At 42.3% G+C, this 26988-nt stretch carries 26 protein-coding genes and 1 pseudogene; 17 read left to right on the top strand and 10 right to left on the bottom strand.

All coding sequences use genetic code 11. The features are described from left to right. Positions 1–4 precede the first annotated feature (4 nt). The 4 genes from udk (at position 5) to NST79_RS14125 (ending at position 3938) form a co-directional block, all read left to right on the top strand. Positions 5–640 carry a uridine kinase gene (gene udk, locus NST79_RS14140; protein ID WP_003225916.1) on the top strand — a complete coding sequence of 212 codons (636 nt, stop codon included), beginning with the start codon at positions 5–7 and terminating at the stop codon, positions 638–640. A gap of 250 nt (positions 641–890) precedes the next feature. Then, positions 891–1364 carry a transcription elongation factor GreA gene (gene greA, locus NST79_RS14135; protein WP_004399078.1) on the top strand — a complete coding sequence of 158 codons (474 nt, stop codon included), beginning with the start codon at positions 891–893 and terminating at the stop codon, positions 1362–1364. 53 nt (positions 1365–1417) lie between these two features. Then, a complete protein-coding gene (locus NST79_RS14130) occupies positions 1418–3172 on the top strand; it encodes a penicillin-binding protein 2 (protein ID WP_212058934.1) in 1755 nt (584 codons plus the stop codon). 64 nt (positions 3173–3236) lie between these two features. After that, the gene (locus tag NST79_RS14125) at positions 3237–3938 is read left to right on the top strand and encodes a YrrS family protein (RefSeq protein WP_212058932.1); all 702 of its coding nucleotides are present in this window, start codon (positions 3237–3239) and stop codon (positions 3936–3938) included. Between the two features lie 36 nt (positions 3939–3974). Here NST79_RS14125 and NST79_RS14120 read toward each other — a convergent pair whose 3' ends face one another. Continuing rightward, complete coding sequence (locus tag NST79_RS14120; protein WP_014477495.1) at positions 3975–4178, bottom strand: YrzA family protein; 204 nt, start codon at positions 4176–4178, stop codon at positions 3975–3977. Between the two features lie 192 nt (positions 4179–4370). Here NST79_RS14120 and NST79_RS14115 point away from each other — a divergent pair, with 192 nt between their 5' ends. From NST79_RS14115 to NST79_RS14095, 5 genes are all read left to right on the top strand, one after another. Continuing rightward, positions 4371–5012, top strand: a complete 642-nt coding sequence (locus NST79_RS14115) for a class I SAM-dependent methyltransferase (protein ID WP_212058930.1) — start codon at positions 4371–4373, stop codon at positions 5010–5012. Positions 5013–5032: 20 nt separating this feature from the next. Further along, complete coding sequence (gene mtnN / locus NST79_RS14110) at positions 5033–5728, top strand: 5'-methylthioadenosine/S-adenosylhomocysteine nucleosidase (RefSeq protein WP_009967881.1); 696 nt, start codon at positions 5033–5035, stop codon at positions 5726–5728. A 64-nt stretch (positions 5729–5792) separates the two neighbouring features. Next, positions 5793–6716: an O-acetylserine dependent cystathionine beta-synthase gene (locus NST79_RS14105; RefSeq protein ID WP_003229809.1), complete on the top strand. Its 924-nt coding sequence runs from the start codon at positions 5793–5795 to the stop codon at positions 6714–6716. 1 nt (position 6717) lies between these two features. Further along, positions 6718–7857, top strand: a complete 1140-nt coding sequence (locus NST79_RS14100) for a bifunctional cystathionine gamma-lyase/homocysteine desulfhydrase (protein ID WP_003229810.1) — start codon at positions 6718–6720, stop codon at positions 7855–7857. 82 nt (positions 7858–7939) lie between these two features. After that, positions 7940–8170, top strand: coding sequence for a YrhC family protein (locus NST79_RS14095; protein ID WP_003237358.1), 231 nt, complete (start codon positions 7940–7942; stop codon positions 8168–8170). Between the two features lie 35 nt (positions 8171–8205). Here the strand turns inward: NST79_RS14095 and NST79_RS14090 are convergent, their stop codons facing one another. Together NST79_RS14090 and fdhF are read right to left on the bottom strand one after the other, a co-directional pair. Continuing rightward, the gene (locus NST79_RS14090) at positions 8206–8688 is read right to left on the bottom strand and encodes a DUF1641 domain-containing protein (protein ID WP_029727145.1); all 483 of its coding nucleotides are present in this window, start codon (positions 8686–8688) and stop codon (positions 8206–8208) included. Positions 8689–8706: 18 nt separating this feature from the next. Then, the gene (gene fdhF, locus NST79_RS14085; protein WP_010886582.1) at positions 8707–11649 is read right to left on the bottom strand and encodes a formate dehydrogenase subunit alpha; all 2943 of its coding nucleotides are present in this window, start codon (positions 11647–11649) and stop codon (positions 8707–8709) included. Between the two features lie 315 nt (positions 11650–11964). Here fdhF and NST79_RS14080 point away from each other — a divergent pair, with 315 nt between their 5' ends. From NST79_RS14080 to cypB, 7 genes are all read left to right on the top strand, one after another. Further along, the gene (locus tag NST79_RS14080; protein WP_003229814.1) at positions 11965–12333 is read left to right on the top strand and encodes a DUF2294 domain-containing protein; all 369 of its coding nucleotides are present in this window, start codon (positions 11965–11967) and stop codon (positions 12331–12333) included. 261 nt (positions 12334–12594) lie between these two features. Then, positions 12595–13395 (top strand): formate/nitrite transporter family protein, encoded by an 801-nt coding sequence (locus NST79_RS14075; RefSeq protein ID WP_130572633.1) that lies wholly within the window; start codon positions 12595–12597, stop codon positions 13393–13395. A 389-nt stretch (positions 13396–13784) separates the two neighbouring features. Further along, entirely contained in the window at positions 13785–13934 is a 150-nt protein-coding gene (locus NST79_RS14070; RefSeq protein WP_004399102.1) for a YrzI family small protein, read from the top strand. A 156-nt stretch (positions 13935–14090) separates the two neighbouring features. Further along, positions 14091–14249 carry a hypothetical protein gene (locus NST79_RS14065; protein ID WP_003229817.1) on the top strand — a complete coding sequence of 53 codons (159 nt, stop codon included), beginning with the start codon at positions 14091–14093 and terminating at the stop codon, positions 14247–14249. 187 nt (positions 14250–14436) lie between these two features. Further along, positions 14437–14979: a methyltransferase domain-containing protein gene (locus NST79_RS14060; RefSeq protein ID WP_212058928.1), complete on the top strand. Its 543-nt coding sequence runs from the start codon at positions 14437–14439 to the stop codon at positions 14977–14979. Between the two features lie 222 nt (positions 14980–15201). Then, positions 15202–15786, top strand: a complete 585-nt coding sequence (gene fatR / locus NST79_RS14055; protein WP_021480200.1) for a transcriptional regulator FatR — start codon at positions 15202–15204, stop codon at positions 15784–15786. 15 nt (positions 15787–15801) lie between these two features. After that, positions 15802–18966 (top strand): bifunctional cytochrome P450/NADPH--P450 reductase, encoded by a 3165-nt coding sequence (cypB, locus tag NST79_RS14050; RefSeq protein WP_212058926.1) that lies wholly within the window; start codon positions 15802–15804, stop codon positions 18964–18966. A gap of 243 nt (positions 18967–19209) precedes the next feature. Here the strand turns inward: cypB and NST79_RS14045 are convergent, their stop codons facing one another. The 5 genes from NST79_RS14045 to NST79_RS14025 all read right to left on the bottom strand — a co-directional run bounded on the left by NST79_RS14045 (position 19210) and on the right by NST79_RS14025 (position 24030). Continuing rightward, on the bottom strand, positions 19210–19500 hold the full coding sequence (locus tag NST79_RS14045; protein WP_004398584.1) for a YrhK family protein: 291 nt from the start codon (positions 19498–19500) through the stop codon (positions 19210–19212). Positions 19501–19633: 133 nt separating this feature from the next. Next, a complete protein-coding gene (gene oatA / locus NST79_RS14040) occupies positions 19634–21538 on the bottom strand; it encodes an acyltransferase family protein (protein ID WP_212058924.1) in 1905 nt (634 codons plus the stop codon). A 110-nt stretch (positions 21539–21648) separates the two neighbouring features. Next, on the bottom strand, positions 21649–22506 hold the full coding sequence (rsiV, locus tag NST79_RS14035) for an anti-sigma-V factor rsiV (protein ID WP_212058923.1): 858 nt from the start codon (positions 22504–22506) through the stop codon (positions 21649–21651). Beyond that, entirely contained in the window at positions 22506–23006 is a 501-nt protein-coding gene (gene sigV, locus NST79_RS14030) for an RNA polymerase sigma factor (protein WP_212058922.1), read from the bottom strand. Before sigV ends, rsiV begins: the two co-directional genes overlap by 1 nt. A 196-nt stretch (positions 23007–23202) precedes the next feature. Then, complete coding sequence (locus tag NST79_RS14025; protein WP_040082334.1) at positions 23203–24030, bottom strand: TrmB family transcriptional regulator; 828 nt, start codon at positions 24028–24030, stop codon at positions 23203–23205. A 153-nt stretch (positions 24031–24183) separates the two neighbouring features. Here NST79_RS14025 and NST79_RS14020 point away from each other — a divergent pair, with 153 nt between their 5' ends. After that, a complete protein-coding gene (locus tag NST79_RS14020) occupies positions 24184–24816 on the top strand; it encodes a LysE family transporter (RefSeq protein WP_014477480.1) in 633 nt (210 codons plus the stop codon). Positions 24817–24900: 84 nt separating this feature from the next. Here the strand turns inward: NST79_RS14020 and NST79_RS14015 are convergent, their stop codons facing one another. Both NST79_RS14015 and NST79_RS14010 read right to left on the bottom strand, forming a co-directional pair. Then, positions 24901–26289: an amino acid permease gene (locus NST79_RS14015; RefSeq protein ID WP_119899617.1), complete on the bottom strand. Its 1389-nt coding sequence runs from the start codon at positions 26287–26289 to the stop codon at positions 24901–24903. 38 nt (positions 26290–26327) lie between these two features. Continuing rightward, a pseudogene (locus NST79_RS14010) lies at positions 26328–26467 on the bottom strand (hypothetical protein). Positions 26468–26988: the final 521 nt, after the last annotated feature.

The raw sequence follows: 26988 nt of genomic DNA, 5'->3' as shown, positions 1-26988 counted from the left end.
GCCCATGGGTAAGAATCCAGTAGTCATTGGAATCGCAGGAGGTTCCGGTTCAGGAAAAACGAGTGTCACACGGTCCATTTATGAACAGTTTAAAGGACACTCAATTTTAATGATCCAGCAGGACCTTTATTATAAAGACCAAAGCCATCTTCCGTTTGAAGAAAGGCTGAACACAAACTATGATCATCCGCTTGCGTTTGATAATGACTATTTAATCGAGCATATTCAGGATCTATTGAATTACCGCCCGATTGAAAAGCCGATTTATGACTATAAGCTTCACACACGTTCAGAAGAAACGGTTCACGTAGAGCCAAAGGATGTTATTATCCTTGAAGGCATTCTTGTTCTTGAAGACAAAAGGCTTCGTGATCTGATGGATATCAAGCTTTATGTTGATACGGACGCTGACTTGCGTATCATCAGACGGATTATGAGAGATATTAATGAGCGCGGACGCTCTATTGATTCTGTCATTGAACAATATGTGTCAGTGGTCCGTCCGATGCATAACCAATTCGTCGAGCCGACGAAACGATACGCTGATATTATTATCCCGGAAGGCGGTCAGAATCACGTCGCAATTGATCTGATGGTCACAAAAATTCAAACCATTCTTGAACAAAACGCGATTTTGTAATACCATAGCATAGACATAAATAACTCTGACCATATTATGTATAGGCAGGAAGGGAATGTGCGAATTCCCTTCTTTCCCTGTTTATAAACGCGAAATATTTGCAGAACGACACGATTCAGTTTAAGATAAACAGTACCTATATGGGAGAGAAGAACGAGGACTGCCCTGTGTTCTCATTCTTGTATTTTTTAGTTTATGCTCTCATACATAATCGAAGATGTTGAGGGACAACCAGAAGGAGTGAAGGGACATGGCACAAGAGAAAGTTTTTCCTATGACTGCAGAAGGAAAACAAAAACTTGAACAAGAATTAGAATATTTGAAAACGGTTAAACGAAAAGAAGTAGTAGAGCGAATCAAAATTGCGAGAAGCTTCGGAGACCTTTCCGAGAACTCTGAATACGATTCAGCGAAAGAAGAGCAGGCATTTGTAGAGGGCCGCGTGACGACTCTTGAAAATATGATTCGCAATGCGAAAATCATTGAAGATGACGGCGGCTCTAACGTTGTCGGTTTGGGTAAAACCGTCACTTTCGTCGAACTGCCTGACGGTGATGAAGAATCATATACGATCGTCGGAAGCGCAGAAGCTGACCCGTTTGAAGGGAAAATCTCAAACGATTCACCGATCGCAAAAAGCCTCTTGGGCAAAAAAGTAGATGAAGAAGTCACAGTACAAACACCGGGCGGAGAAATGCTCGTGAAAATTGTGAAAATTTCATAATATCTGTTTAGCAGCGAAACACCTCGTCCACAATGTGGGTGAGGTGTTTTTTTATGAAGATATCGAAACGAATGAAGCTGGCAGTCATCGCTTTTTTGATTGTATTTTTTCTGCTTCTGCTGAGGCTTGCAGAAATCCAGCTGTTTTTCACAGAATCATTTTCTAAAAAGAAAATTAATTTGATTCAAGAAAGTGTGAAACAGCGGACGGAGGAAGTGCTCATTTCAGATGGAAGAGGCTCTTTTTTAGATCGAAACGGGCGGGCGCTGACAGGACAAAGCGAGCCTGCGGTTGTTTTGTTCCCTTTTCTGCTGACGCAGGATTGGCCGATCAAAAAAGTTGCGGACATCCTCGGCATGTCTGAAGATGATTTGCGCCAGACACTAGGTCAGGCAAAAAAACCGGTCATTTTGCAGCAAAAGAAAATCAAAACACTTTCAAAACAATCTATCACAAAAATCAATTCTTTGAAATATCCCGGTATTTACGGCGTATATATGGAGAATGAAGACAAGCCCAGCCTTGCTTCACATACGATAGGGAGCACGAACCAAGATCCGGCGCTGCTTCGCAAGAAATATCCTGACAAGGAGAGCCTTCCGATTACAACAGAAATCGGAACAACCGGTTTAGAACGGACATTTGACGAGTTTTTGCTTCCGGAACAAGACACAAAGCTTTTATATCATGTGGATGGAAAAGGAAACCCTTTGTTTGGCATGGACGTCAAATATACAGCTGAAGCCAATACATTTTATCCGCTCCAGGTCAAAACAACGATCGATCAAAGCATTCAAAAAGCAATGGAGGAGGTATTGGATGAACAGGGGCTGAAAAAGGGAGGAGCTGTGCTGCTGGACATCGAAAATAGCAGTGTTCTGGGAATTGTAAGCAAACCAGATGCGGATGTGTCCCGGCAAAACACACTTCAAAATTATATGCTGACGCCAATCTATCCCGGATCAGTTTTTAAAACAGTCATTGCCGCAGCTGCAATCGAAAATAATATGGTGAAGCCTAGTCAAATCTTTAATTGCAATTTAAACCTGTATGGGGAACCGGGGGACGACAAAGGAACCTTGTCTTTTGATGAAAGTTTTGCCCAAAGTTGTAATTACACATTTACGAGTCTTGCAGAACAATTAATGAAAAAAGACAGCTCGGTTATTGAAGATATGTCCGAGAAGCTGGCTCTCACTGATCGGGCAGGCTGGGAGGGAAAACTGTACCACGAAACCGATTTCCGCCAGCTGTATAACGAAAAAAGCGGCGTGATTTGGGGGGATGAAAAAGACAAATCAGTCAAAAAAGCCATTGCGCAAACAGCAATCGGGCAGAAAAATGTAAAGGTAACGCCGCTGGAGATAGCCAATATGATGGCGACAATCGCCCGCGGCGGAGAAAAACGGCAGGTGAAAATTGCCGAACAAATTGAGTATAAGAACGGCACAACGCTCGTTACGTTTAAAGATCAGAAGCTCAAAGGGGAAACGATAGACAAATATACGTCACAGCAGCTTCAAAAAATACTGCGGCGGGTAGTAGAATCTCCTTCCGGAACGGGCAGAAGGTTTCAAGATCTTCCGTATACTGTAGCAGGGAAGTCGGGCACAGCCCAGACAGGCAAGCTTTCAAAAGAGAAGGAAACGCTCTACGAAAAATGGTTTGCCGGATATTTTCCCGCGGATAAGCCGAAATACGCTCTGGTTGTTTTACACATGGATACACCGGGAGATAAGGCTCTGACAAATTCGGTGTTTTATGATATTGTTAAAAAAGTACACGAAATTGAAATCAATCAGAAATAGAACAACTTCTCAGCACATGTTAAAATATATGCTGAGCCAAGAGGGATAAAGGAGTGCAGAATTATTGAGCAATAATCAATCTCGTTATGAAAATCGTGATAAACGCAGAAAAGCCAATTTAGTGCTTAACATTTTAATCGCAATCGTATCCATACTAATTGTCGTAGTAGCAGCGAATCTCTTCATTAACAGTCCTTCTAGCAAAGATGTCAGCAAGGATTCTGAAACGGCGCAAAAACAGGAATCTCCGGCTTCAGGAAAGACGGAAAAGAAATCGGATGAGGATATAAAAGACAGCAAGAAAGATACATCTGACAGCGAAAAGGATTCTGAGAAGTCTTCTGACTCTGATTCCAAAAAAGATGATTCTTCTTCTAAAAAAGATGACTCTGATTCAGATTCAAGCTCAGATTCAGCCGGTGACGGGCTTAAAGATGCAAAAGTAACAGAAGGCGGCTCATCGAGCGATGTGGAAAAAACGTATGAAAATCCTAACTGGAAAGCAGTCGGAACTGAGCAGACTGGCGAGCATGCCGCTACTTATGATTCAAGTTCACAAGACTGGGCTGAGATGCTGAAAGCCATTTCGTACGCAACTGGTGTCTCAACAGATAACATGACGGTGCTCTGGCTTGGAAATAACGGCAGCCCTCAGGATGCCAAAGGCAAAATTTTGGACAAGGCGACTGGGAATAAATATCAAGTCACGATTACATGGATCGATGGAAAAGGCTGGAAGCCGACAAAAGTAGAAAAGCTAAAATAAACAAAAGCAGCCGGGTTACAACCGGCTGCTTTTGTTTTAGGCTTCAGCTGCGAAATGAACCACCGCGCTGTACAATATTCTTCCTTCTGCCACAGCAGTTTGGTGTGAAACAGATTTCACCCGGAGCATGATGGCTTTATTGTTTTCAATTTGTGTATTGATTTTCTTTTCAAGCTCCTGCAATGAAGCGGCTTCAAAAAATTCCACTTTGTCTTTAATCAGATCTAATTGAAAATTCATGTCTTGACCCTCCAGCTTTCACAAGTCATATGAAGTATAAGCTTTTTTGCGGTCAATGCGCAATATGAGATGGCATAAAATACACAAAGTGTTTTAGTACCTGCTTTTCAGAAGATGTGGTAATATAGGAACTGTTCCATCATTAATTCATAGTATGCTTATAGGAATTATTAAATATGGAGTGTGACAAATATGGGACGTGAATTTATCCCTCTCTTTGAAGATTGGGCAGCAACTTATGATCAAACAGTACAAGGTTTAGATATTCAGTATAAAGAAGCATTCAGAGGCTACGATCATATCCTTGATGCCATCGTCAGAAAATCTGGAACGCATGTGTTAGAATTTGGCCCGGGGACAGGGAATTTGACAGCTAAGCTGCTCGATGCAGGCAAAACTGTATTTGGAGTCGAACCTTCTCCAGCAATGCGTAAACTGGCTTCTGACAAGCTTTCAGGCAGGTCGGAAATCGTTGATGGAGACTTCCTGACATTCCCTGAGCCGCCATTTCAGGCTGATACAATTGTCAGTTCATATGCTTTTCATCATTTGACTGACGAAGAAAAGCGGGCTGCCATAAAGCAATATGGCAAATACCTTCACTTGCATGATAAAATAGTGTTTGCCGATACCGTCTTTGAAAATGCGCAAGCGTATCAACAGGCTATCGATAAAGCCCGTTCTCAAGGCTTTTATCAGCTTGCAAATGATTTAGAGACAGAGCATTATCCTACATTGGATGCGTTGAAAGAAATGTTTACAGCTGAAGGTTTTGCAGTCCGATTCACTCAGCAAAACGACTTCGTGTGGATAATGGAGGCGATCAAACGGTAAAGTGAAGGGAATGTGAATAGATGAGACTAGCAGTCATCGGAGCAATGGAAGAGGAAGTTACCATCTTAAGAAACAAACTTGAAAATGCAAAAACAGAAACGATCGCACACTGTGAATTTACAACAGGCGAATACGAAGGAACTGAAGTGATTCTTTTAAAATCAGGAATTGGAAAAGTAAATGCTGCTATCAGCACGACGCTTCTGCTTGACCGTTACAAGCCTGATTATGTCATTAACACAGGCTCAGCCGGCGGATTTCATCATACATTGAATGTAGGGGATGTCGTTATTTCCACTGACGTTCGTCACCACGATGTAGACGTAACGGCTTTTGACTATGAATACGGCCAAGTGCCGGGTCTTCCGGCTGCTTATGCGGCGGATGAAAAGCTGATCAGCATCACTGAAGAAGCGGTATCTGAACTCGACGGCATTCAGGTTGCAAAAGGAACGATTGCAACAGGCGATTCTTTCATGAACGATCCGAAGCGGGTTGAAGAGGTGCGTGCGAGATTTTCTGATCTGTACGCGGTTGAAATGGAGGCTGCGGCAGTGGCTCAAGTATGCCATCAATTTAAAACGCCGTTTGTCGTCATCAGAGCGTTATCAGATATCGCAGGCAAAGAATCACATGTTTCATTTGACCAATTTTTAGAGCAGGCGGCTGTTCATTCAACAGAGCTTGTGTTAAAGGTGATCAAACGAATTCATTAAAACGGGGAGAACGTTCTCCTCCGTTTTTCTCTAAAAACAACCTCTATTAAGGAGGAGGACATATATGACAGTGATTACGGACATTACCGAGCTGATTGGGAATACACCGCTTCTCCGCTTGAAGAACTTTGATGTTCCAGAAGGAGTCGCGGTGTATGCCAAGCTTGAAATGATGAATCCAGGGGGAAGCATCAAAGACAGACTGGGAGATATGCTGATTCGTGACGCGCTCGATTCAGGCAAAGTGAAACCCGGCGGAGTGATTATAGAAGCTACGGCAGGCAATACAGGGATCGGCCTTGCGTTAAGTGCCAGAAAATATGGGCTGAAAGCGATTTTCTGTGTCCCTGAACATTTCAGCAGAGAGAAACAGCAAATTATGCAAGCGCTTGGCGCATCAATCATTCATACACCGCGTCAAGACGGAATGCAGGGAGCCATTCAAAAAGCCATTCAGCTGGAGACTGAAATTGAAAATTCTTATTGCGTTTTGCAATTTAAAAACCGAGTAAATCCATCGACTTACTATAAGACGCTTGGACCTGAAATGTGGGAAGCGCTTGACGGGAATATTCATACATTTGTCGCAGGGGCAGGATCAGGAGGCACATTCGCAGGGACAGCTTCCTTCTTAAAAGAAAAAAATCCAGCAGTCAAAACGGTGATTGTTGAACCGGTGGGCTCGATTTTAAACGGAGGAGAGCCCCACGCTCATAAAACAGAGGGCATCGGCATGGAGTTTATCCCCGATTATATGGATAAGAGCCATTTTGACGAGATCTACACCGTAACAGATGAGAATGCGTTTAGACTTGTGAAAGAAGCGGCAGAAAAAGAAGGCCTGCTGATCGGAAGCTCTTCAGGTGCAGCGCTTTATGCGGCATTGGAGGAAGCGAAAAAAGCATCCGCTGGAACTAACATTGTCACAGTATTTCCTGACAGCAGCGATCGATATATCAGCAAACAAATATACGAAGGAGGCATCTGATATGAAGAAAAAAACATTGATGATACATGGCGGAATCACAGGTGATGAGAAAACAGGCGCAGTTTCCGTGCCGATTTATCAAGTAAGCACGTACAAGCAGCCGAAAGCAGGGCAGCATACAGGCTACGAGTATTCAAGAACGGCCAATCCGACTCGAACCGCTCTCGAAGCACTTGTGACAGAACTGGAAAGCGGGGAAGCAGGCTATGCGTTCAGCTCAGGAATGGCTGCCATTACAGCGGTTATGATGCTGTTTAACAGCGGAGATCATGTCGTGTTGACTGATGATGTGTACGGCGGAACATATCGCGTGATGACAAAGGTGCTTAACCGTCTTGGCATTGAATCAACATTTGTTGATACGAGCAGCAGGGAAGAAGTTGAAAAAGCGATTCGCCCTAATACAAAAGCAATTTATATTGAAACACCGACAAACCCGTTGCTCAAAATCACCGACCTGACGCTCATGGCTGATATCGCAAAAAAAGCGGGTGTTCTGCTTATCGTAGACAATACCTTTAATACTCCTTATTTTCAACAGCCGCTTACTTTAGGCGCTGATATCGTACTGCACAGTGCGACAAAATATCTTGGCGGACACAGTGATGTCGTCGGAGGTTTAGTTGTGACAGCTTCGAAAGAGCTTGGAGAAGAGCTGCATTTTGTGCAAAACTCCACAGGCGGCGTGCTCGGCCCTCAAGATTCCTGGCTGTTAATGAGAGGAATCAAAACGTTGGGACTCAGAATGGAAGCGATCGATCAAAATGCGCGGAAAATCGCAAGCTTTCTTGAGAATCACCCTGCTGTCCAAACGTTATATTACCCTGGTTCTTCAAATCATCCCGGACATGAGCTTGCAAAAACGCAAGGAGCGGGCTTCGGCGGCATGATCTCCTTTGATATTGGCAGTGAAGAACGGGTTGATGCGTTTTTAGGAAATCTGAAACTGTTTACCATTGCTGAAAGCCTGGGGGCGGTTGAAAGCTTAATTTCTGTTCCTGCAAGAATGACACATGCCTCTATTCCGAGAGAACGCCGGCTTGAGCTCGGCATTACGGACGGCTTGATCAGAATTTCTGTAGGAATTGAAGATGCGGAAGACTTGTTGGAAGATATCGGCCAAGCGCTTGAAAATATATAACAAATGGATAGAATTACTTTCTCTGTAAGCCGCCGGATTATATTATAATAGTCGTATACTATGAATCTGGCAGGTGATTCTTTTGAACAAAAATAGAATGAAATCTTTAAAAGAAGACTACAAGCATTTTGCTTTTACATTGCTTGCAGTCAGCACTTTTTTATATATAGGCGCAGTTCTCCCTGATCAAGGCTTAACATTAGGCCAGAAATCGACGATGTTTTTAGCGGATTGCGTATTTTTAGCCGGTGCCTTCTTTTGCGCTGACCGTTCACTTATTTACAAGAAGCGTCTGGAAGAAGCCGACGAATAAAAAAACAGCCATCATCAGAGATGGCTGTTTTTCTGTTATTGTTCTCGAAGTTCTTTTCCCATGCCTTTTAAAAACTGAAGGCCGAACCCGACGGCTCTGTTGATGTCAGGATCGTTCATTGCTTTTAACAGGTCGAGAATCCCGACTTTCTTGTCTTCTTTTAAAAAGCTTTGTGCCTGTTCAGTCCCAGCCATTACGCTTTCTAAAAGCTTTGCTGTAAACTCAGGATCGGCTTTTGTCAATGCGCCTCCGGCGGCCATCATCGTGTTGATGAGGTTGGTGACAGGCTCGCGGGAAACTTGGCCAAGCGCAATCTTGGCAATGTCTTCCTTCGCTCTGAGCATGCTTGTTGCCGCATCAAAAATTCCAAGATCATTGAGTTCATTCATTAACGTCATCGTTTTAGAGACGGCGTCCTCATTTTCCGCCAGCAGCTCTTTCAGTTCTTCTATTTTTTCAAGCTTCATTTGCTCAGCTGTTTTTGTTTCTTTTTTGATCGTCGTAATCGGAGTGGCCATTCGTTTTCCTCCTATCGTTTAATCAGTCAGATGTACATAGCCAGGGCGGTTCCATTTTCTTTCTGCTTCGACTCCGTTTTGCGGATGCCGTTTTTTGTTGCGCGGATTTGTTTTTGGAAGCGGCGCTGTTTCACAGCCGCCAAGCACTTCCATGCGGACCTTTGTCTGTTTATAAGCAGGCGTGTTCGTCCGTTTATCAGCTGCAGGGCCCGTCAAGAAGTTAATCGCTGACTCCTTGTCTGTCGAGTTCATTGGCAAATAGAGTTCATTTTTCCGTACCCGGTCTGTGATCAGCGCGTTCAATTTGACTGCTCCGAACGGAGAAACGAGCCGTACAAGCGAACCGTCACAAACACCTCGCTCTTGTGCAAGCTCAGGTGAGATCTCAACGAATACATTCGGCACTTTCGCTTGGATGCCTTTCGATTTATTTGTCATGTTTCCTTCGTGGAAATGCTCCAGCATCCGGCCGTTATTGATATGAAGGTCATATTCCTCCGGAAATGCCGCTGGCTCGGTCCAATCAGAAAGGGCAAAGCGGGCTTTTTTGTCAGGGAAATTAAATCCGTCTTCATACAGAAGCGGTGTGCTTTCACCTGTGAAGCTGCCCCATAGGAAGCTGTTCCAGCCTTCAAGCACCTCATAGCTTGCTTTGGCAAACAGAGGAGAAAGACTTGCCATTTCAGAGAAAATGTCACTTGGATGGCTGTAATTCCAATTCGCTCCTAAACGGTTTGCCACCTCTTGAATAATCCACCAGTCCGGTTTTGCGTCACCAAGCGTCGGAAGCGCCTGATACAATCGCTGGACACGGCGTTCTGTGTTGGTAAATGTTCCGTCTTTTTCAAGTGAAGGAGTGGCCGGCAAGACGACATCAGCATATTGAGCTGTTCTTGACAGGAAGATGTCCTGTACCACGAAGAAATCAAGGCTTGATAAAATATCATGCACATGGTTCGCGTTTGAATCGACCAGTGCCATATCCTCACCGACAAGATACATAGCTTTCATTTTTCCTTCTTCAATGGCATGAAGCATTTGAATATTATCTAAACCAGGCTTTCCATCAATCTCGACACCATATGCCTCTTCAAATTTAGCGCGTGCTTTGTCATCTGTAATATGCTGATATCCCGGCAGCCAGCCAGGCAATGTTCCCATATCACATGCGCCTTGCACGTTATTGTGTCCGCGCAGAGGATAAGCGCCGGCACCTGGACGGCGATAGTTGCCCGTAGCGAGAAGCAGGTTTGAAATGGCTGCTGATGTATCAGAACCGCCTGTATTTTGTGTGACACCCATTCCCCAAAGGACACAAGTGCCGTCAGCATCACGAATCATTTCAGCAATTTGAATGATGTTTTCTTTTGAAAGGCCTGTGATGCGTTCTGCATAATCAAGCGTATACGTTTTAAGGGTTTCTTTATAATCTTCAAAGTAATTGACGTTCTCATCAATAAACGCCTGATCGTGCCAGCCTTGGTCGATCATATATTTCGTAACAGCCATCAGCCAAACTTGGTCTGTGCCTTGTTTAGGGCTGATGAACAGATCAGATCGCTCAGCCATCTCATTTTTACGCAGGTCAGCAACAATCAGTTTTTGACCGTGGAGCTTGTGTGCCCGTTTGACGCGTGTTGCGAGCACTGGGTGTCCTTCCGCCGGATTGGCACCGACAATGATGACCAGGCCTGCTTTGGCAATATCTTTAATCGTGCCGGCGTCACCGCCCATGCCGACAGTGCGGAACAATCCGTCTGTAGCAGGAGACTGGCAGTAGCGTGAGCAGTTATCGACGTTGTTTGTTTCAAATACCTGACGCGCTAGTTTTTGAATGACGTAGTTTTCTTCATTCGTAATTTTAGAAGAAGAAATAAACCCTACAGAGCCTTTACCGTACTGCTCTTTAATTGATCCTAATCTGCTTGCGACAAGATCGAGGGCTTCTTCCCAAGAAGATTCCACAAAGGCTCCGTTTTTACGGATTAAAGGCTTTGTGATCCGCTCTTTTGAATTGACAAAATCCCAGCCGAATTTCCCTTTGACACATGTGGAAATTGCGTTAACCGGAGCATCAGAAACAGGCTGGATCTTTAAAATATCCCGTCCTTTTGTCCATACTTCAAATGAACATCCGACACCGCAGAACGTACATACAGTTTTCGTTTTTTTCGTTCTCGTTTCACGCATTGCCGCTTCGACTTCAGAAATGGCAAAAATGCTGCCATACCCCGGTTCAACATTTTTCACGAGATCAATCATCGGTTCCATGACGTCCTCTTTAATGCCTGTCATAAAACCAGCCTGCCCGAGCATTGATTTTTCCATCAGTGCATTACATGGACATACTGTTACACACTGACCGCAGCTGACACAGGAAGATTCATTGATCGGAACTCCCTCATCCCAAATGACGCGAGGGCGTTCGCGTTCCCAGTCGATTGAGAGTGTTTCATTTACCTGAAGGTTTTGACAGACCTCAACACACTGGCCGCAGGCAATACATTGGTTTGGATCATAGCGGTAAAAAGGATGAGACATATCAACCGCGCAAGAAGGATCTTCTTTTGGCGTGTATGGGTATTTTTGATGCTCGATCCCCATCATTTCCGCTGTATTATGCAGCGTACAGTTTCCATTGTTGTTATCGCAGACTGTACAATACAGCAAATGATTTTCAAGAAGGCGGTCCATCGCTTCGGTTTGCGCTTCTTTCACTCGATTTCCTGAAAGATCAATAGACATCCCGTTTTCTGCAACCGTCGCGCATGAACGAACCAGCTTGCCGTTTGCCTCTACTATGCAAGTATCACAAGTTTGAATCGGGTCAACCTCTGGTACGTGGCAAATCTGCGGGTACTCAATTCCGTTTTCATTTAAAATATCTAAAATTGTGGCCCCTGCTCGTGCTTGAATTTCTGTTCCGTCTACACGGACACTGATCGACTTAACGTCCATCATATTCATATTCCCCTCCATCTTTCTTTCAAGAAGTCAAAAAAAGCCATGTATAGATACACCTGCCCTTAATTCTAAGAAGGTGTAAACACACATGGCGGAATAGTTCACTAGCAAGTCTTACTAACAGACCAATCCTTGATTTTTATAAAACGATAGACTCATAACAAGATCCTATTACAAATCCATCAACACTGCTTTTATTATAATGTGATATTTATTATAATACAATATGGCAGGAAAATTTTAACCAAGTGAAATGTCCTGAGGGGAACCGGGAAAAGCCTTTATAAGGCAATATCGGAAGGGGTAATCAGCATGTCTAAAAAAATTCATGAATTCAATGATATCATTCGAAAACTTCGCAAAGAATTGTTCGGAAAAGGGCCTGAGAGAATTCATACTGTATTTGTAGAAAACATGGCAGTTTCAACACTATACGGAAATCTGAGTGCAAGCGAGCAGTTTATCGCCCGCACGCCTGAAGGAAGAGAGATGGTACATGCGGCCCGGACAAGCCTAATTCAAGACCTTTATTCCAAACAAACACCGGAAGGAATGGAGGAACTCATGGGAGCTAAGCTAGTCCATTTGTTTTCTGATATTAAAATTGAGGAAAACATCGCTGTATCTGTATTTGTTTTTGACCGAAAAATAGATGAGCAAAAAGAAGTTCTGCAAAGCTAGTATATTTGTCATTGACACAAATTTGTCACATTTGATATGATGTTGCTACAGTTATAGAAGGCTAAAGCAATGGAATGTATGCACGAACTGTATATATTCTCTTTCAATATCTTCATACTGCTTGATATTGTTGTATGGGTATGCATACAAGTTAGGCAGCATTCAAACGCCTGGTTTGACACAGGTTATTTGAGTGCTGCCTTTTTTATTGCCTTTCTTGCATAACTGTGAGAAAAGAAGAAGTAATGGAGGCGTTTAATTATGGCTTTTCGAAAACCGGATGAAATAGCGGAAGCAACAATTGAAGCAGGAATGAAAAAAATAAAGCTCCCACTGCCGTCACTGCTTGTGCTGGGGTTTTTAGGCGGTGCATTTATCGCGCTTGGGTATTTGCTTGATATCAGGGTAATCGGCGATCTTCCGAAAGAATGGGGGAGCCTGTCCAGTTTGATTGGTGCAGCAGTATTTCCAGTCGGTCTGATCCTTGTCGTACTCGCTGGCGCCGAACTGATCACAGGCAATATGATGTCAGTTGCGATGGCGTTATTTTCGAGAAAAATATCAGTAAAAGAGTTAGCGATTAACTGGGGAATCGTCACAATTATGAACTTAATCGGCGCATTGTTTGTTGCGTACTTTTTCGGGCATTTGGTTGGATTGACTGAAACAGGTCCCTATTTAGAAAAAACGATTGCCGTTGCCCAAGGAAAGCTCGATATGAGCTTTGGCAAGGTTCTCATTTCCGGCATCGGCTGTAACTGGCTTGTATGTCTTGCAGTGTGGCTTTCTTTCGGCGCCCAAGACGCAGCAGGAAAAATCCTTGGCATCTGGTTCCCAATCATGGCTTTTGTGGCTATCGGATTTCAGCACGTTGTCGCCAACATGTTTGTGATTCCTGCTGCCATTTTTGCAGGCTCATTCACGTGGGGGCAGTTCATCGGAAACATCATTCCGGCTTTTATCGGTAATGTTATCGGCGGAGCTGTATTTGTAGGTCTCATTTATTTTATTGCATATCATAAGAAAGACCGTTCCAGAAAAGAAATGAAGCAGGTGTCATGACCAACGGGCAAATCCATTCGATGATTTACACAATTTCCGTCCATTTTTAGAAAAAGATGTTTACAAAATGGAATTTGGTGGATATACTTACAAAGTAAGAAAAAAGCAAAGGAGGCTGAACCAAAATGACAATGAGACAACGACGTCAACCTGTACGTGATACACATGTAAAAGTTCATAGTTTATTCAGCCTGTGGAAGAGTTCGTGTCCTTCCTTAACCGATGCTTATCGCACGCATTAAATTCGGAATAGTCGGACATACGCAACTCCCCGCAGGCAGTAGAGGCATTGGTGTCTTCTTTTGTCTGCGGTTTTTATTTGCCCGCGGCAGAAGGGGTGTGCCGCGGGTTATTTCGCTTGATGCGGACTTTGAAAGGGGGTGAGCGATATGACGATTAACCTATTCTTTTTAACGTTAACGATTAAAAAACGGTTTAAAAGCCTGGAAGAATTCGAACGAGAACAGCAGATTGAACAAATTTATGATGAAATGAAAGAGTCTCAGTTAAAGCATCTTTATTTAACAAACTGGCGCTAAAAGCAACGAAAAAAACTGAAGGGGGAATGGCATATGCTTAGAATGGAACTATTGATGCATTATACTATGGAGAAGGACCAAGTTTAGCGAAACAGCTGTCAAGAAAATGCCTGCCTGCATACAATAAATCAACGTTACTGTGAGGCAGGTGATGGCATGATGAACGATTATCAAAAAAGGCTGCCGTCGATTGGCCATGGTTATGCGTCCATGCCGCATTCCTTCAAACATGGTTATGGAAATCCATTCCGACAGCAGAGGCTGATGGCAATGCAGCAGCAAAGGCTGTATGTATTCCCTTATCATTGGCATTAGAGAGAGGGCAGAAAACATTTTGTTTTCTGCTTTTTTTGCGGAAAAAAATGAAAAAGTTTAGTTCTATTGAAACATTTCTCAATACATTGCCGTCTAGTTGGTACCTTCCTTCACTTTTAGAATGAAGATGATGTTTATTTTTTGAATATAATAAATAAACATAGGAAACCAAAAGCAGGTGTTTAAAATGCTAGAAAATAGACTCTATAAACGATCGGATTTTTGGAAATTATTTTCTCGGAAATATAAGCTAACCAAAACAATTGAGCATATGATGATTGACTCTATAGATATACAAGAAAATGACAGAATTTTAGAAATTGGAATCGGAAATGGCACTGTCTTTAAAAGCATAACCAAGAAACTAGAAAAGGGAAGCCTAAAAAGCATTGATCCTTCAAAGCGAAAGGTAAGACAGATATCACGTGCGAATCGAAAGAACATGGGGAACGGGGAGCTTTTTCATGGCTATCCAGAGGACATTCCCTTTGATGACCGTACCTTTAATAAAGTCTTTTCTTTACATACGGTTCAGAGCTGCACCGATATTAGGCTTGCATTAAGAGAAATTTACAGGGTGCTTCAAATTGACGGCCGGTTTTATATCAGTATTGACACAAATACCGGTGAAAAAGAGAAAACGTATATTCAACTGCTGAAAGACCAGCATTTCAGGGATCTTTCTGTTATCAGGCGTGATTCCTGTCTATGTATTGTGGCTGTTAAATAAAAAATTTCTCGGGAAATATATCCAAGATCCTTACATTTGGATTTGGGTATATTTTCTTAATTTTTTATTTTTTGCATATACTTTATATTAAAAAAAGTTTTTTTCATTTAAACTTATAACAGAAGAAAGAACAAAGAGGTGATTTCAGACAGGGCAGACATTATTTGTGAACAAAAGGAATGAATATTCATTCCGCAAACGAATCGGAGGTTGTCAGATTACATGTTATCCGCATCCAGCAGTAAATACGACATGATTATGAAAGCGTCGGTCTCACTTTTTACGGAAAGGGGTTTTGACGCTACCACTATTCCTATGATAGCTGAACGTGCTCATGTAGGGACAGGAACGATCTATCGTTATTTTGACAGCAAAGAAACACTCGTTAACGTACTGTTTCAAGAAAGCATCCAGCGATTTACGGAAAAACTGAAGCAAGATGTTTCAGAATTGCCTGTCAGAGAAGGCTTTCACCACGTATTTTGCTGTCTCGTTCAGTTTACGAAAGAGAGCGACTATGCGCTTTTTTTTCTTGAAACCAAAAAAGATGCTCATTACTTAAATCATACAAGCAAAAAAATGATAGAAAATCTGACTCAAATGCTTGATGACTATTTTAATAAGGGAAAAGCGGAAGGCGTGATTCGCAGCCTGCCCTCTAATGTGTTAATTGCGATTGTATTAGGGGCGTTTCTCAAGATATATCAGCTCGTTCAAACAGGTGATATAGAGATGGACACTGATTTAATTACTGAATTGGAACAATGCTGCTGGGACGCCATTAAGCTTCATTCATCACAAAAATAGGAAAGGGAGATGTTAATGAAACAGGCAAGCGCAATACCTCAGCCCAAAACATACGGACCTTTAAAAAATCTTCCGCATCTTGAAAAAGAACAGCTTTCTCAATCCTTATGGCGGATAGCTGATGAATTGGGGCCGATTTTCCGTTTTGATTTTCCGGGAGTATCCAGTGTTTTTGTATCGGGCCACAATCTTGTGGCTGAAGTGTGTGATGAAAGCCGCTTTGACAAGAACCTTGGCAAAGGCTTGCAAAAGGTGCGCGAATTCGGGGGAGATGGCTTATTTACAAGCTGGACGCACGAACCGAACTGGCAAAAAGCCCACCGCATTTTGCTGCCGAGTTTTAGTCAAAAAGCGATGAAAGGCTACCATTCTATGATGCTGGATATCGCAACCCAGCTGATTCAAAAATGGAGCCGGTTAAACCCTAATGAAGAAATTGATGTAGCAGACGATATGACACGTCTGACGCTTGATACGATTGGGTTATGCGGATTTAACTATCGATTCAACAGCTTTTACCGTGATTCACAGCATCCGTTTATCACCAGTATGCTCCGTGCCTTAAAAGAGGCGATGAATCAATCGAAAAGACTAGGTCTGCAAGATAAGATGATGGTGAAAACGAAGCTGCAGTTCCAAAAGGATATAGAAGTCATGAACTCCCTGGTTGATAGAATGATAGCGGAGCGAAAGGCGAATCCGGATGAAAACATTAAGGATCTCTTGTCTCTCATGCTTTATGCCAAGGATCCAGTAACGGGTGAAACGCTGGATGACGAAAACATTCGATACCAAATCATCACATTTTTAATTGCTGGACATGAGACAACAAGCGGGTTGCTATCCTTTGCGATTTATTGTCTGCTTACACATCCGGAAAAACTGAAAAAAGCTCAGGAGGAAGCGGATCGCGTGTTAACGGATGACACGCCTGAATATAAACAAATCCAGCAGCTCAAATACATTCGGATGGTTTTAAATGAAACCCTCAGACTGTATCCAACAGCTCCGGCTTTTTCTCTATATGCGAAGGAGGATACTGTTCTAGGCGGGGAATATCCGATCAGTAAAGGGCAGCCAGTCACTGTTTTAATTCCAAAACTGCACCGGGATCAAAACGCTTGGGGACCGGATGCGGAAGATTTCCGTCCGGAACGGTTTGAGGATCCTTCAAGTATCCCTCACCATGCGTATAAGCCGTTTGGAAACGGACAGCGTGCTTGTATTGGCATGCAGTTTGCTCTTCAAGAAGCGACAATGGTTCTCGGTCTTGTATTAAAGCATTTTGAATTGATAAACCATACTGGCTACGAACTAAAAATCAAAGAAGCATTAACGATCAAGCCGGATGATTTTAAAATTACTGTGAAACCGCGGAAAACAGCGGCAATCAATGTACAGAGAAAAGAAGAGACAGACATCAAAACAGAAACAAAGCCAAAAGAAACCAAACCTAAACACGGCACACCTTTACTCGTTCTTTACGGTTCAAACCTTGGGACAGCTGAGGGAATAGCCGGTGAACTGGCTGCTCAAGGCCGCCAGATGGGCTTTACAGCTGAAACGGCTCCGCTTGATGATTATATTGGCAAGCTCCCTGAAGAAGGGGCAGTCGTCATTGTAACGGCTTCTTATAATGGGGCGCCGCCTGATAATGCTGCCGGCTTTGTAGAGTGGCTGAAAGAACTTGAGGAAGGCCAATTGAAAGGTGTTTCCTATGCGGTATTCGGCTGCGGGAACCGGAGCTGGGCCAGCACGTATCAGCGGATTCCCCGCCTGATTGATGACATGATGAAAGCAAAGGGGGCATCGCGTTTAACAGCGATTGGGGAAGGTGACGCCGCCGATGATTTTGAAAGCCATCGCGAGTCTTGGGAAAACCGCTTCTGGAAGGAAACGATGGACGCATTTGATATTAACGAAATAGCCCAGAAAGAAGACAGGCCTTCATTATCGATTACTTTTCTCAGTGAAGCGACGGAAACGCCGGTTGCTAAAGCATATGGCGCGTTTGAAGGGATTGTGTTAGAGAATCGAGAACTCCAGACAGCTGACAGCACGCGTTCAACCCGCCATATTGAATTGGAAATTCCGGCTGGTAAAACATATAAAGAAGGCGATCATATCGGAATCCTGCCAAAGAACAGCAGGGAGCTTGTTCAGCGGGTTCTCAGCCGATTCGGTTTGCAGTCCAATCATGTGATAAAAGTAAGCGGAAGCGCTCAAATGTCTCATCTGCCGATGGATCGGCCGATCAAAGTTGCGGATTTATTGTCGTCCTATGTAGAGCTGCAGGAACCGGCATCAAGGCTTCAGCTTCGGGAGCTGGCCTCTTATACAGTCTGTCCGCCGCATCAAAAAGAGCTGGAACAGCTCGTTTCAGATGATGGCATTTACAAAGAGCAGGTACTTGCAAAACGTCTTACCATGCTTGATTTTTTAGAGGATTATCCTGCTTGCGAAATGCCGTTTGAACGGTTTTTAGCACTTTTGCCATCACTAAAACCGAGATACTATTCCATTTCAAGCTCACCGAAAGTTCATGCAAATATCGTGAGCATGACGGTAGGAGTTGTGAAAGCCTCAGCATGGAGCGGCCGAGGTGAATACCGGGGTGTCGCCTCTAATTATTTAGCAGAATTGAATACAGGTGATGCAGCAGCTTGCTTCATTCGTACGCCGCAGTCCGGATTCCAGATGCCGAATGATCCTGAAACGCCTATGATTATGGTCGGGCCGGGCACAGGAATTGCGCCATTCAGAGGCTTTATTCAGGCAAGATCGGTTTTGAAGAAGGAAGGAAGCACCCTTGGTGAAGCACTTTTATACTTCGGCTGCCGCCGCCCGGACCATGACGACCTTTACAGAGAAGAGCTGGATCAAGCGGAACAGGACGGTTTGGTCACAATCCGCCGATGCTACTCGCGCGTCGAAAACGAACCAAAAGGATATGTCCAGCACTTGCTCAAGCAAGATACGCAGAAATTGATGACACTCATTGAAAAAGGGGCTCATATTTACGTATGCGGTGATGGATCGCAAATGGCTCCTGATGTAGAGAGAACTTTGCGATTGGCATATGAAGCTGAAAAAGCAGCAAGTCAGGAAGAATCAGCTGTATGGCTGCAAAAGCTGCAAGATCAAAGACGTTATGTGAAAGACGTTTGGACAGGAATGTAAAATATAAAATCCCGCCAATCTGATTGGCGGGATTGCTTTGCATATGAGAAAACCGGCACGATAATGAAATCTACTGAAAAGGATGTTATAGGGAGTATCGCGCCGGCCTTATTATTCATATCGGCATGCAGAGGCAAAAGTTTAGTTCTTTTTACCTTATTTTCAAAAATAAATAGTCTGAAAGTCTTGTTTTTGATTTTCGACTCAGGCTTTTGGCATTTTGTTCTTTCTTATTCCTTAAGATCAGTCATCTGTTGAAGATTGATGCTTGAATTGCTGTTCCACATGCTTACGGTAATGAAAGTCATGAATCAGCCGAATGGTCGGCCTGATTAACAGCAGCAAACTTCCGATCGCAAACAGCCATATCCCTGCCGACATTAACCGGTCATAGAAAAAGAAAAAACTTCCAACGAGAAACATAGCACCGATGATAAAATCGTTTACTGTATAAAGAACCTTATATCGTTTTTTGAAAAAAAGCTCATATCGTTTCAACTCTTTTTGGATGTCATGTTCTTCATTTCCTTTCATTATCATCCCTCCATTCAATTTTGGCTTACCCTTACGTAAACGGCATGTAAACATAAGGGCTGCCTTGCTGAAAGGAGACATAATCAACGATCAGAAACTAAAGTGAAAAAGTAATCCGCATAGGATCTCTTTTTTACGATTTCATCGCCTGAACAATAAGAGCAGTCAAAGCTTTTGCCCCTTTAGGAACCAAGTGAACACCATCAGGGGTAAAATATTCCGGATGCTGAAGAGCTTCTGTATGCCAGTCAACTAACGTAACATGTTGATGTGCGCTTGCCTGGCGCTGTAAAGACTCATTAACCTTGCTTTCCCATTGGCGGGGAACCCGTGTATTGACAAGATAGATATGAGCTTTTGAGAAAGATTGAAGCAGTTGTTCGATTTGGCTGTTTGTAAAGTAGCCATTGGTTCCAAGCTCAATGATAACAGCCTTGTTCAGCTGATTAAAAGACTTGTATTCCCTTGTGAGTTCCAAAGCTTGAGACATTTGTCTCCCTACCTTTCCATCAATCGTCACATTTGAAAATGACTGACGCAGGTGTGAAGAAATATCAAGCATGACGGAATCTCCTATAGCTAAAACTTCTTTCGCAGTGTCTGCTGGTTTTTTCAACTGTTGGGATTGCGTGTCTTTCTTTTTATGAGTCTCTTGCCCACTATCTTTGTTTTCCTTTTGACCCTGATTGGAATCTGTTGTCTTTTGTTCAGGATTGTGTTTTTTATCTGCTGCAGCGTTCTTTTTATCCCCAGAAGCCTGGCTGGTGTCAGCATTTGTTTCTTGTGAGCTATAGGTCCATTTGGTAGGGTGCTTTTGCTCGCCGGCTAGCCCTGACAGCCCGCCTGCAAAAATAAGTATAGCGAAAATAATGAAACCAATTGACATTTTGCTGATGACAGATGTCGTTTTCCATTCCTTGATTCTATGTATAAAAACACGGCGGGAAAATGACCTAAATCCCTGTGTCCGTATCGGCTTCTCAATAAAATGGTAGGAGAGCTCGGCAAGTATACATGTCACAATGACCTTTAGCACGATATGCCAAAAAACAGGGTTTCCGATTTCTTGAACTGGCGTGCTTAACACAATAACAGGGTAGTGCCAAAGATAAATTCCGTAAGACCTCGTTCCAAGCCACCGAAGCGGCCTCCATGAAAGCGGATTGCCTAAAAAGCTGCTCGGATGGCAAACACATGCAATAAGGATTGCGGCAGTCACGCTAATGAATAGCATTCCGCCTCTGTAAAGAAAAGGCTCGTATTCATCTGTGAAATAGACACACAACACTAAAATACAAAATGCCAAAAATTCAGTGGCGTGCAAAGTGTGCTTCAGTTTGCTTGGCAGCCTGTTGGAAGACAGCCTTTTCATCGGCCATACCAAAGCCAAGGCACATCCGATGAGAAGTTCAAACGAACGAGTGTCTGTGCCATAGTAAACGCGGCTCGGATCTCCGCCAGGTTCATACAGTACGCTCATCATCACGGCTGAACAAAGCACAAGCAATGATATCACCGCAGCCAATCTGGCGCGGCTTTTCATTATGTACATTCCAACAACTAAAAACATCGGCCATATGATATAAAATTGTTCTTCAATCGCCAGCGACCAAAGGTTTTTTAGAGGTGATGGGGAACCGAAACTATCAAAATATGATAGCTTGTGAAAAATAAACCACCAATTGCTCATATAAAAGAGAGAAGAGATCGCATCTCCACGTACAGTGTGTAATAGTTCTCGATCAAACAATACGACCCACACAACAGTGGAAAAGATCATAAGGTAAGCCGCTGGCATAAGCCGCCGAATGCGGCGCACCCAAAAATCCCGAAAATCAAGATTGATATCATTTCCATATGCCGGTAATAGAATAGATGTAATCAAATATCCGGATAAAACAAAAAAGATATCAACTCCGATAAAACCACCGTTAGCCCAATTGAAATTTAGGTGATAAGCGATAACTGACAGGACGGCGAAAGCCCGAAGGCCATCAAGTCCAGGAATGTATCGATGATGCTGTGTCTTGTGATACATGGGTATTCCTCCAATAGTATGTAAATATTCTCGTTGTTTTTGGTAGCGAGGTTACGACCTCGAATAGAGAAGAGAGAAAACATCCATAATCTTAGATGGATGTTTTTATTTTATCGAATATAACGTTCTCCCACGAGCAAGTTTGAAATGACACGGGTTGGAATTGTAAACTCTGTAACGCCCATATAGCCGGGGGCGACTTCATATTCGTCAAATGAGATCACAAGTTTATGGTCTTCAGTAATGTAAAACGTCTGATCAGGAAGAATCGTTTTGAACGGTTCTGCATCTTCGTCAGTGAGCCAATATATTTTATTTGGATCTTCCTTCATTTGCTGTTTCATTTGCTCTCTAATATTTTGACTGATGACTTTAATATAGCGCTCATCTTTGAATAAGCTTTTTAATGTAAGTAAAATATCATTCTTTTTGTCAATTGTAATATAACGGCTTTGTGTGTAGGAAGATGCTTGTGTTTTTTCAATATTGCGCCGGATAGAGAGTAAATCTGGCGTGTCTGTGACCGTCTCGTAATCACTGTAGATGCTGAGATGCCCTTTTTTGTTTTTGGATGTGGACTGTATAAACTCTTTATACAGCTGCTGGCTTTCTTTCAAGTATTTCTGGTTAATGCTGTTTTCAAGCTCTTTATTAGAAAGCCCGGACAAAGCAGGTGTTTTGACATCAATGCTTGATTGGTCTTTTTCCTCTTTGATTTCAATAAAGGTGATCGCTTGGACGATTTTGCCGATGACAGGGATCTTGGACATAGCCTGAGCGGCGTCCGGGTTGATATTAACAAGCGCAGTGAATAAAATAGCTGCAGCGATTGCTGCTGATGTCGGCCACATGACGATTCTTTTCTTTTTTGGTTCTTGCTGAAGGGCTTTTTCAACAATGATATCCAATTCTTTAGGAATCTGAACATTTTTATATTCTTCTCTTAATTGCTGTAATCTCTTATCCATTAAGAAAGATCCTCCTTCGTCAACTGAATGCGCATCAGCTTCAATGCTCTGTATAGGCGCGTTTTGACGGTATTCGTGTTTTCTCCTGTAATTTCCGCAATTTCTTCTAATTTGAGGTCTTCAAAAAAACGTAAAATAATAATGGTTTTATAGCGGTACGGCAATTCGTCAAGCGCTTCATGGAGATCAGTATCCTTGTAATGGTCTTCCTTTCCTTTGCTTAAAAATTCTATCGTTTCGTCGTCCATCACTCTTATCTTTTTTTGTTTGCGCAAAAAATCAATGGCTGTCCGTACTAAAATTTTATAAAACCAGCTTTTTATCGTCCCAGGGTTCCTGACCGTTTTAACTGAGCTCAGCGCTTTTTTTATAGATTCCTGAACAATATCTAATGCGTCATCTTGATTTTTCACATAACTGAAAGCCAACCTGTAGAAATCTTGCTTATGGTCAGTTATGCATGTGACAAGCAACGCTTTTGTTGTTTGTTTTTTCTTCATTGCAATAAAGGGCTCCTTTTTGAATATACGTATATCGTAGGCTGTTACCTAGGATAGACGCGGCAGGCTGAAAAATAGTTTGCGCAGAATCACATTTTTTTAAAAGAGAGAAGTAAATCAGCATGGGGGGTTTATGCATAAAAAAACAAGGCTTGTTTTGTACAAGCCTTGTTTTTGGGGTAAGAGATGCCAAACATTATTCCAAATAATGTTTCTTGAAATCTGAGTGAATAGAAAATTTACGGCGCAACTGGATGAGATTTTTCCCGAAGCTCTCTTCTAATAGCTCTCTATGCTTTTTCAGAATTTCCATGAGGTACAGATCATGAATGATCACTTCAGTAATAGGCATGACTAAACCTACATGCATCGTCCATGCAGCACGGCTGTCATTGCCAAGTGAGACAATGCCCGCTACTACTTCTGAATCATCTCCGCTATAGACAAGCCACCGTCCGTCATACTCTTCTGTAATTTCACTGCTCATATCATGAAGGTAAACATTGGCAAAATCAGATACGATGTCTCCGTACGCAATAATGGTGACAATAACGCCTTGATCTGCCGCCTGTTTGAGCTCTGATTCTATCTCCTCAAAATCCTCTTTCCATATTTCTAAGAGGATTCTTTTTTTGGCGGATAAGATACAAGCCTTCACCTTTTCAAGAATTTCACTGCGGCCGGTGATATTCCAGATGTTTTCCCGGTCATTAGCAGTCTGCTCGAACTTTTCAAAATATTTCTCAGCCTGATCAAAATGCTCTTCCGCTTTGAGCCGGCGGTTTTTAATCAGTTCTTTTGCGGGGACTGGAACATACTGAGGCGTATTTCCATGACTGACAAAAACATCTCCCCTTATGACAAGGCTTTCCAATACTTCATAAATTTTAGAACGGGGCACTCCGGATTTTTTGGCAACGGCATAGCCTGTTAAAGGTGATTCTTGCAATAATGCCAAATACGCTTTCGATTCATATTCTGTAAAATTGAGGTTTTTTAAAATGTCTAACATATTTTCTTTCATATATCCTCCAATATAAAGAGCAATCGCTGCCTTAGTAATCGCTATTTTAACAAACCATATTGATTTATTCCAAACGCATTGATACACTTTTATAAGTAGTTACTTTTGTAGTCACTATATGATTGAGGGGATTTTTTAAAGGGGGAGAGAACAATGCACAGCTTACTCGCATACATACCGATTGCTGCCATGATGGTTATCATGCCGGGGGCAGATACGATGCTTGTGATGAAAAATACGCTTAGGTATGGCCCGAAAGCCGGCCGTTATAACATTCTCGGATTGGCAACAGGACTTTCCTTTTGGACGGTGATTGCCATTTTAGGATTATCAGTGGTGATCGCAAAGTCAGTGATTCTTTTCACAACGATCAAATATTTGGGAGCGGCATACTTAATTTATTTAGGTGTAAAAAGTTTTTTTGCGAAAAGTATGTTTTCGTTAGATGACATGCAATCCCAAGCAAAAAATATGGCAAGTTCTCCGAAACGTTATTATAAAACTTCCTTTATGCAGGGATCACTCAGTAACATTCTCAATCCTAAAACTGTTTTGGTGTATGTTACAATCATGCCCCAATTTATCAATTTGAACGGAAATATAAACCAGCAGCTCATTATTTTAGCTTCAATCCTAACCTTATTAGCGGTGTTGTGGTTTCTGTTTCTTGTTTATATTATTGATTACGCAAAAAAATGGATGAAAAACTCAAAGTTCCAGAAAGTGTTTCAAAAAATTACCGGAATAATATTAGTAGGTTTCGGCATCAAAACTGGTTTGAGTTAACACTTAAATGAAATTTGAAACCAAAGTTTAATTTAGTGTTTGGCCCTATAAAAAAGACAAGGGAGTGAGTATCCCTTGTCTTTTTTATTTCACCTTATGTCCTCTGCGGGTTTGCACCTTATACAAAATAATCAATAAAACAAACCAGACCGGGGTGACAAACAAAGCAATACGTGTATCATTTGCCAGTGCCAATATGACAAGAATGAACGCGAGAAATGCAAGTGTTAAATAGTTGGATAATGGGTAAAAAGGCATTTTAAATTTGTTTGCTTTCGCTTCATGCTGCCTTGTTTTTCGATATTTCAAATGGCAAATCACCGTGATGCCCCAAATAAAAATGAAGCATATTGTAGAAACACTTGTAATCAGTGTGAAGACTTGCTCAGGCATTAAATAATTCAGACTAACGCCAATCAGAATGGCGACGGATGAAAAGAACAGCGCATTGCTTGGCACGTTAGAAGAAGTCAATTTCTTTAATAGTCCAGGTGCGTGATGATCCTTTGCAAGTGAATAGACCATTCGGCTTGTGCTGAATAAAGCGCTATTTGCAGCTGACGCGGCTGATGTTAATACAACAAAATTGATCAAACTGGCAGCCACAACGATGCCTACTGCAGAGAAGACCTGAACAAATGGGCTTTCGTTTGGATTCAACACATTCCAAGGATAGATACACATAATCACGAAAAGTGCGCCAACATAAAAAAGTAAAATCCGGACAGGGATTTGATTGATGGCTTTAGGGATCACTTTTTGGGGATTTTCTGTTTCACCTGCTGTCAGTCCAACCAGTTCAATACCCACGAAAGCGAAGACAACCATTTGGAACGATAGGATAAACCCATGCCATCCATTTGGGAACATGCCGCCGTGGCTCCAAAGGTTGGTGAGGCTGGCAGGGCCGGAAGCTGCGGAAAAACCTTTCGCAATCAGGAAAATGCCAGTTACGATCAGAGCCAGTATGGCAATGACTTTGATCAATGCAAACCAAAATTCTAATTCTCCGAAAAGTTTAACGGTGGCAAGGTTCATGACCAGCAGGATAATAAGCGCAAGAAGACCCGGCAGCCATTGAGGCACATCGGGAAGCCAATATTGCGTATAAATGCCGACCGCCGTTAAATCAGCCATCGCGAGGGAAATCCAACAGAACCAGTAGGTCCACCCAGTGATAAATGCTGCCATGTTTCCTAAATAGTCCCTTACAAAATCAACAAAAGAGTGGTATCCCGCATTTGATAAGAGCAGTTCTCCGAGCGAACGCATAATGAAAAAGCAAAATACGCCGGTGATCAAGTAAGCAAATAAAATGGATGGTCCTGCGAAATGGATGGATTTACCTGAACCTAAAAATAAACCTGTACCGATTGCACCTCCAATCGCCATTAATTGTATATGCCTGTTTTTAAGGCCTCTAGACAATTTCTGTTGCTGGCCAAAATTGTCTTTGCTAGAATTGCCTATCAATTTTATTTTCCTCCAGTAATAAAAAGATGAGTAAAGTTTTATCGGATATTATAACATTTAAAAGAATAGATACTTTTATTTTTAAATTTTAAAACTATTTTAAGTGCTGTTACATGTCTTGTGGCTCTATTTTTACTCGTGATTCTACCTGAATAGCAGAGTAAAACAGGAAAGTCATTTGGACAATCTGACAGGCTAGTTTTAATCGGTAATGATTTGTATAATTGCATACCCACTATGATTGAGGCCTGCAGGGGGATCAAATCGATAGAATCGGAGATAAAGTTTTTAAGCTTACAGACTCCTTAACTTTCAAGGTGGATTGCAAAAATGACGAAGTTTTGCAAATTGTAATACTGTGGCGGTCACATAGAGTGTTCGTCTTTTTAGTTGTGAACGAACTTAAGGGGTTATATTTGGGTAATTTGTCATGATCTATAAGATTCATTTTTTGTCATTGATGATTTTGACATCATTACATTCCCCGAGAATGATAAACTGTTTACTGATTATTACTTTTGAAGGGGACTGGCCCTCTAGAACTGAGCATCTATCATACTAATATGAGATGCAAATGATTCAACATGTAAACATATACGCATAAAAGCCAGCTTTGTCAATCTGCTATAGAGACCTTTTTAAACGTGTATCAGCAGATAATCTCAACGCGGACTATAAAGTTTCGAAATATTCTTGTTA

Source organism: Bacillus sp. PS196 (assembly GCF_037963555.1).
GTDB classification, from domain to species: Bacteria; Bacillota; Bacilli; order Bacillales; family Bacillaceae; genus Bacillus; species Bacillus subtilis.
This window is presented reverse-complemented; position numbering and strand designations above follow the sequence as displayed.

Bases quoted from the DNA above. Each gene is read 5' to 3' on its own strand.
- sigV (WP_212058922.1), bottom strand. From the start codon at position 23,006: ATGAAGAAAAAACAAACAACAAAAGCGTTGCTTGTCACATGCATAACT.
- greA (WP_004399078.1), top strand. From the start codon at position 891: ATGGCACAAGAGAAAGTTTTTCCTATGACTGCAGAAGGAAAACAAAAA.
- NST79_RS14105 (WP_003229809.1), top strand. From the start codon at position 5,793: ATGACAGTGATTACGGACATTACCGAGCTGATTGGGAATACACCGCTT.
- udk (WP_003225916.1), top strand. From the start codon at position 5: ATGGGTAAGAATCCAGTAGTCATTGGAATCGCAGGAGGTTCCGGTTCA.
- NST79_RS14075 (WP_130572633.1), top strand. From the start codon at position 12,595: ATGGCTTTTCGAAAACCGGATGAAATAGCGGAAGCAACAATTGAAGCA.
- NST79_RS14100 (WP_003229810.1), top strand. From the start codon at position 6,718: ATGAAGAAAAAAACATTGATGATACATGGCGGAATCACAGGTGATGAG.
- NST79_RS14060 (WP_212058928.1), top strand. From the start codon at position 14,437: ATGCTAGAAAATAGACTCTATAAACGATCGGATTTTTGGAAATTATTT.
- NST79_RS14065 (WP_003229817.1), top strand. From the start codon at position 14,091: ATGATGAACGATTATCAAAAAAGGCTGCCGTCGATTGGCCATGGTTAT.
- NST79_RS14120 (WP_014477495.1), bottom strand. From the start codon at position 4,178: ATGAATTTTCAATTAGATCTGATTAAAGACAAAGTGGAATTTTTTGAA.
- NST79_RS14020 (WP_014477480.1), top strand. From the start codon at position 24,184: ATGCACAGCTTACTCGCATACATACCGATTGCTGCCATGATGGTTATC.
- NST79_RS14115 (WP_212058930.1), top strand. From the start codon at position 4,371: ATGGGACGTGAATTTATCCCTCTCTTTGAAGATTGGGCAGCAACTTAT.
- oatA (WP_212058924.1), bottom strand. From the start codon at position 21,538: ATGTATCACAAGACACAGCATCATCGATACATTCCTGGACTTGATGGC.
- NST79_RS14080 (WP_003229814.1), top strand. From the start codon at position 11,965: ATGTCTAAAAAAATTCATGAATTCAATGATATCATTCGAAAACTTCGC.
- fdhF (WP_010886582.1), bottom strand. From the start codon at position 11,649: ATGATGGACGTTAAGTCGATCAGTGTCCGTGTAGACGGAACAGAAATT.
- NST79_RS14025 (WP_040082334.1), bottom strand. From the start codon at position 24,030: ATGAAAGAAAATATGTTAGACATTTTAAAAAACCTCAATTTTACAGAA.
- cypB (WP_212058926.1), top strand. From the start codon at position 15,802: ATGAAACAGGCAAGCGCAATACCTCAGCCCAAAACATACGGACCTTTA.
- NST79_RS14130 (WP_212058934.1), top strand. From the start codon at position 1,418: ATGAAGATATCGAAACGAATGAAGCTGGCAGTCATCGCTTTTTTGATT.
- fatR (WP_021480200.1), top strand. From the start codon at position 15,202: ATGTTATCCGCATCCAGCAGTAAATACGACATGATTATGAAAGCGTCG.
- rsiV (WP_212058923.1), bottom strand. From the start codon at position 22,506: ATGGATAAGAGATTACAGCAATTAAGAGAAGAATATAAAAATGTTCAG.
- NST79_RS14045 (WP_004398584.1), bottom strand. From the start codon at position 19,500: ATGAAAGGAAATGAAGAACATGACATCCAAAAAGAGTTGAAACGATAT.
- mtnN (WP_009967881.1), top strand. From the start codon at position 5,033: ATGAGACTAGCAGTCATCGGAGCAATGGAAGAGGAAGTTACCATCTTA.
- NST79_RS14070 (WP_004399102.1), top strand. From the start codon at position 13,785: ATGACGATTAACCTATTCTTTTTAACGTTAACGATTAAAAAACGGTTT.
- NST79_RS14090 (WP_029727145.1), bottom strand. From the start codon at position 8,688: ATGGCCACTCCGATTACGACGATCAAAAAAGAAACAAAAACAGCTGAG.